Below are 3,753 nucleotides of genomic sequence, written 5' to 3'. Positions count from 1 at the left end.
GTCGAGCCGCTCCTTCGAGACATCGATCCCTACAACGACAAAAGCAGCGTCCATCTTCTCCCATCCTTGCCTAATCGGGCTTCGCTTGCGGCCCTGGCGACTGTTCGGGGTCGATGGAACGGCGGACGAAGACCCAAGCTCTCCCACGGGCTTGGTGTCCCAAAGGAACTTCGGTCTCCCGTCCGCCACCGCACCGCTAACAATAGCAGATGCGGCAACGTTCAAGTTACAAGGGTAAGGGTGAGGGGCAATTTGTACCCTAGGAACGTACGCTATCGCTCAGCCCCCCAACCCCTCGAACAGCACCGTCGACAGGTAACGTTCGGCAAAGGACGGGATGATGACGACGATGTTTTTGCCTGCATTTTCCGGGCGCGAACCGACGATGACGGCGGCTTGAAGGGCGGCACCCGAGGAGATGCCGACCGGCACACCTTCGAGGCGGGCGACGAGACGAGCATTGGCCACCGCGTCCTCGTTGGAGACCTTGACGATCTCGTCATAGATCGTGGTGTCCAGCACCTTGGGCGCGAAACCGGCGCCGATGCCCTGGATCTTGTGCGGGCCGGGCTGGCCACCCGACAGAACAGGCGAACCTTCCGGCTCGACCGCCACGACATGGAGCGAAGGCTTGCGCTTCTTGATGACCTGGCCGACGCCGGTGATGGTGCCGCCCGTGCCGATGCCGGCAACGAAGATGTCGATCGAGCCTTGCGTGTCGTTCCAGATTTCTTCGGCGGTGGTCTCGCGATGGATCTCGGGGTTGGCGGGGTTTTCGAACTGCTGCGGGATGACAGCGTTCGGGATGGTCTGCGCCAGCTCCTCAGCCTTGGCGATGGAACCCTTCATGCCCTTGGCGCCTTCGGTCAGCACCAGTTCGGCGCCGAGCAACGCCAGCATCTTGCGGCGTTCGATCGACATCGTCTCGGGCATGGTCAGGATCAGCTTGTAGCCCTTGGCGGCGGCGGCGAAGGCAAGTGCGATGCCGGTATTGCCCGAGGTCGGCTCGATCAGCGTGCTCTTGCCCGGAGTGATGCGGCCGTCGGCCTCAAGTGCCTCGATCATGGCGACGCCGATGCGGTCCTTGACGCTGCCTATCGGATTGAAGAATTCGAGCTTGGCGATGAGGTTCGCCACCACCCCCTTTTCCCTGGCGAATTTGTCGAGCCTGACCAGAGGCGTGTCGCCGATGGTCTCGGTGATCGAGCCATAGACGCGACCGCGACCGGGCACACGCGTGGAGGTGACGGGCTTGTTCATCGATTTCGCTCCCGAAATAGGCCTGAGTTTTGAACTGCGAAGATAGGGTGTCGCAGGGCAAATTCCGAGTGGGTGCCGTGCTGATTAGGGGCAGTTCACGGAAACATGTTTCCGTGAACGCCAATTCAGGAGAATGAAATTCCAGCCAGCGCCGTTACTGGCGGACAGCAATCGCGGCCGCGGCACCGACCATGAAGCCGGCGGCGGTGCGGTTGAGAAGCTTGAGCGCGCGCGGCGTCTTGAGGAACCAGCGCGCCTTGGACGCCAACAGCAGGTAGGGCACCAGCACGATCAGCAGCACGGCGATGGTGATGGCAACGAGAATGCCATAGTCGGCAAGCGTCGGCGAATGCAGGTCGACCACCGTCGGGGTGATCGCCAGATAGAAAATCATCGTCTTGGGATTGCCCAAAGTCACGGTCAGCCCGGCGAGGAAGCTCGCCAGCAGGCCGCCCTTGCCCTTCTTTGCCTCGACGGTCTCGGGCGTGATGCCGCTGGTCCAGAAGTTCCAGGCGAGATAGACAAGGTAGGCAACACCGAGCCATTTGATCGCCAAAAACACCATGCCGAAGGACTGGGCGACAAAGGCAAGGCCAAGGACGACGGCGGTGAGATAGGTGAGATCGCCGACCACCAGCCCAAGCGACATGGCAAGCGAGGAGCGGAAGCCCGAGCCGAGCGCGCGTGCCACGAGTGCGGTTACCCCGGGACCCGGAATGGCGGCGGCAATCGCAAGCGCGCCGCTATAGGCGAGAAATCCTGTAAGGGTCATGTGATCTGCTCGGGGTGGGTTGGACGGCGTTGATATGGCACGAAAGCGGTTTCCTGGGAATGTCGCGGGGGTTGGGCCAGCGATCACATTTTCTCAGAAAATACCCCGCAGAGATCGACATTCGCCGCCCTCTGGTGTAGGCGCACGGTCCGATTGCGGCCCCGGCAGAAGCTCGAGGGTCGCCCATTCATGCAGAAAATCCAGGACTCAACGATGCGACCGGCTTTCGGCGGCATAGACTTCGGCACTTCCAACTCGACCGTCGGCGTGATCGAGAACGGCCGCCCGCGCCTCGTGGCGCTCGAGGGCGACAGCGTCACGCTGCCGTCTGCCATCTTCTTCAACTTCGAAGACAACCAGACCGCCCTTGGCCGCCACGCCATCGGCGAATACACCGACGGCGCCGAGGGCCGCCTGATGCGCGCGCTGAAGAGCGTGCTCGGTTCGTCGCTGGTGCATGAAAAGACCCGCATCAAGGCGCGCCAGATCGCCTTTACGGACATCATCGGCATGTTCGTCGGCCATCTCAAGGATCGGCTCGAAGGCCATGTTGGCGAGCCGGTCGAAAACGTCGTGCTCGGGCGCCCGGTGCAGTTCGTCGACGATAATCCCGAAGCCGACGCCGCAGCCCAGAGTGAGCTCGAAAAGGCGGCACGCGCGCAAGGCTTCAAGCACATCGACTTCCAGTTCGAGCCGATCGCCGCAGCACTCGATTACGAGCGCACGGTGACGCGCGAAGAGCTGGCGCTGATCGTCGACATGGGCGGCGGCACGTCGGACTTTTCCATCGTTCGCGTTTCACCCGAGCGTGCAGCATCCAGCGACCGCAAGGCCGACATCCTCGCCAATCGCGGCGTCCATATCGGCGGCACCGATTTCGACCGGCTGCTCAGCATCGCCCATGTCATGCCCGAGCTCGGCTATCTCACACCGACCAAGGACGGCAAGCGCAACCTGCCGGCGGGATACTTCATCGATCTCGCGACGTGGCAGCGCATCAACTTGCTCTACACGCCCAAGGCCAAGCTCGATTTGCGCCAGATCCGTTTCGAGGCGGCGCGCCCCGACCTCATCGATAGGCTGATCGAGGTGGTCGACCAGCGTTTCGGCCACGCTTTGGCGACCAAGGTCGAAAAGGCCAAGATCGAGCTGACCGACGCGGACCAGGCAACCATCGAAGTTGCGCTGCCGGGCACGCGCTTTGATGCGTCTCTGACCAGGCAGGGACTTGAAGACACCATTCGCAGCGCGGTCGAGCGCGTCACGGCGACCGTCGCCGACACGCTTGAAGAAGCGCAGGTGCAAGCCCAAGACATCACTGCCGTGTTCTTGACCGGCGGCTCGACCGCCATCCCGCTGGCGCGCCAGAGCATCCTGGCGCTCGTGCCCGGGGCCAAGATCGTCCAGGGCGACGCTTTCGGCAGCGTGGGCCTCGGCCTCGCGCTCGATGCGCAGCGGAAATTCGGCTAGGACAATCGAAGTACTACAGCGTCCTTTGCGCGTCCTGGTCGCACGGCGCTGTAGGTCTCAGGCGCCTGCTTTGTAAAAATCCTCGTCGAGGCGCTTTTCCAGTTCGACGAGGTCGGCGGGCACCGGCAAGCCTTGCGCCCGCAATTCGGCCAGCTTCTCGCGCAGGCGCTCGTGCAGTTCGTGTTCGTCTTCGGGCTGGTTGACCATTTCCTGCAAGAGGACCGCAATCTCGGCCTTGATCTGTTCGAATG

At 62.6% G+C, this 3,753-nt stretch carries 4 protein-coding genes; 1 reads left to right on the top strand and 3 read right to left on the bottom strand.

Going from position 1 to position 3,753, the window contains the following annotated elements; all coding sequences use genetic code 11:
• Window positions 1-279: 279 nt before the first annotated feature.
• Both cysK and AC1DUU_RS26010 read right to left on the bottom strand, forming a co-directional pair.
• Window positions 280-1,260: a cysteine synthase A gene (cysK, locus tag AC1DUU_RS26015; protein WP_476786255.1), complete on the bottom strand. Its 981-nt coding sequence runs from the start codon at window positions 1,258-1,260 to the stop codon at window positions 280-282.
• Between the two features lie 154 nt (window positions 1,261-1,414).
• Complete coding sequence (locus AC1DUU_RS26010; protein ID WP_476786254.1) at window positions 1,415-2,032, bottom strand: LysE family translocator; 618 nt, start codon at window positions 2,030-2,032, stop codon at window positions 1,415-1,417.
• 213 nt (window positions 2,033-2,245) lie between these two features.
• On the opposite strand from AC1DUU_RS26010, the gene AC1DUU_RS26005 reads away from it, so the two are divergent.
• Window positions 2,246-3,502, top strand: coding sequence for an Hsp70 family protein (locus AC1DUU_RS26005; RefSeq protein WP_476786253.1), 1,257 nt, complete (start codon window positions 2,246-2,248; stop codon window positions 3,500-3,502).
• Window positions 3,503-3,559: 57 nt separating this feature from the next.
• Here AC1DUU_RS26005 and AC1DUU_RS26000 read toward each other — a convergent pair.
• The coding region (locus AC1DUU_RS26000) for a hypothetical protein (protein WP_476786252.1) at window positions 3,560-3,753 on the bottom strand (194 nt) is incomplete at its 5' end.

It is taken from the genome of Aminobacter sp. P4_H6_2 (assembly GCF_056400805.1).
The sequence above is the reverse complement of the archived record's forward strand: the minus strand, read 5'-3'. Positions and strand labels throughout refer to the sequence as shown.

Coding starts and splice junctions, on each gene's coding strand:
- AC1DUU_RS26005 (WP_476786253.1), top strand. CDS start 2,246: ATGCGACCGGCTTTCGGCGGCATAGACTTCGGCACTTCCAACTCGACC.
- AC1DUU_RS26010 (WP_476786254.1), bottom strand. CDS start 2,032: ATGACCCTTACAGGATTTCTCGCCTATAGCGGCGCGCTTGCGATTGCC.
- cysK (WP_476786255.1), bottom strand. CDS start 1,260: ATGAACAAGCCCGTCACCTCCACGCGTGTGCCCGGTCGCGGTCGCGTC.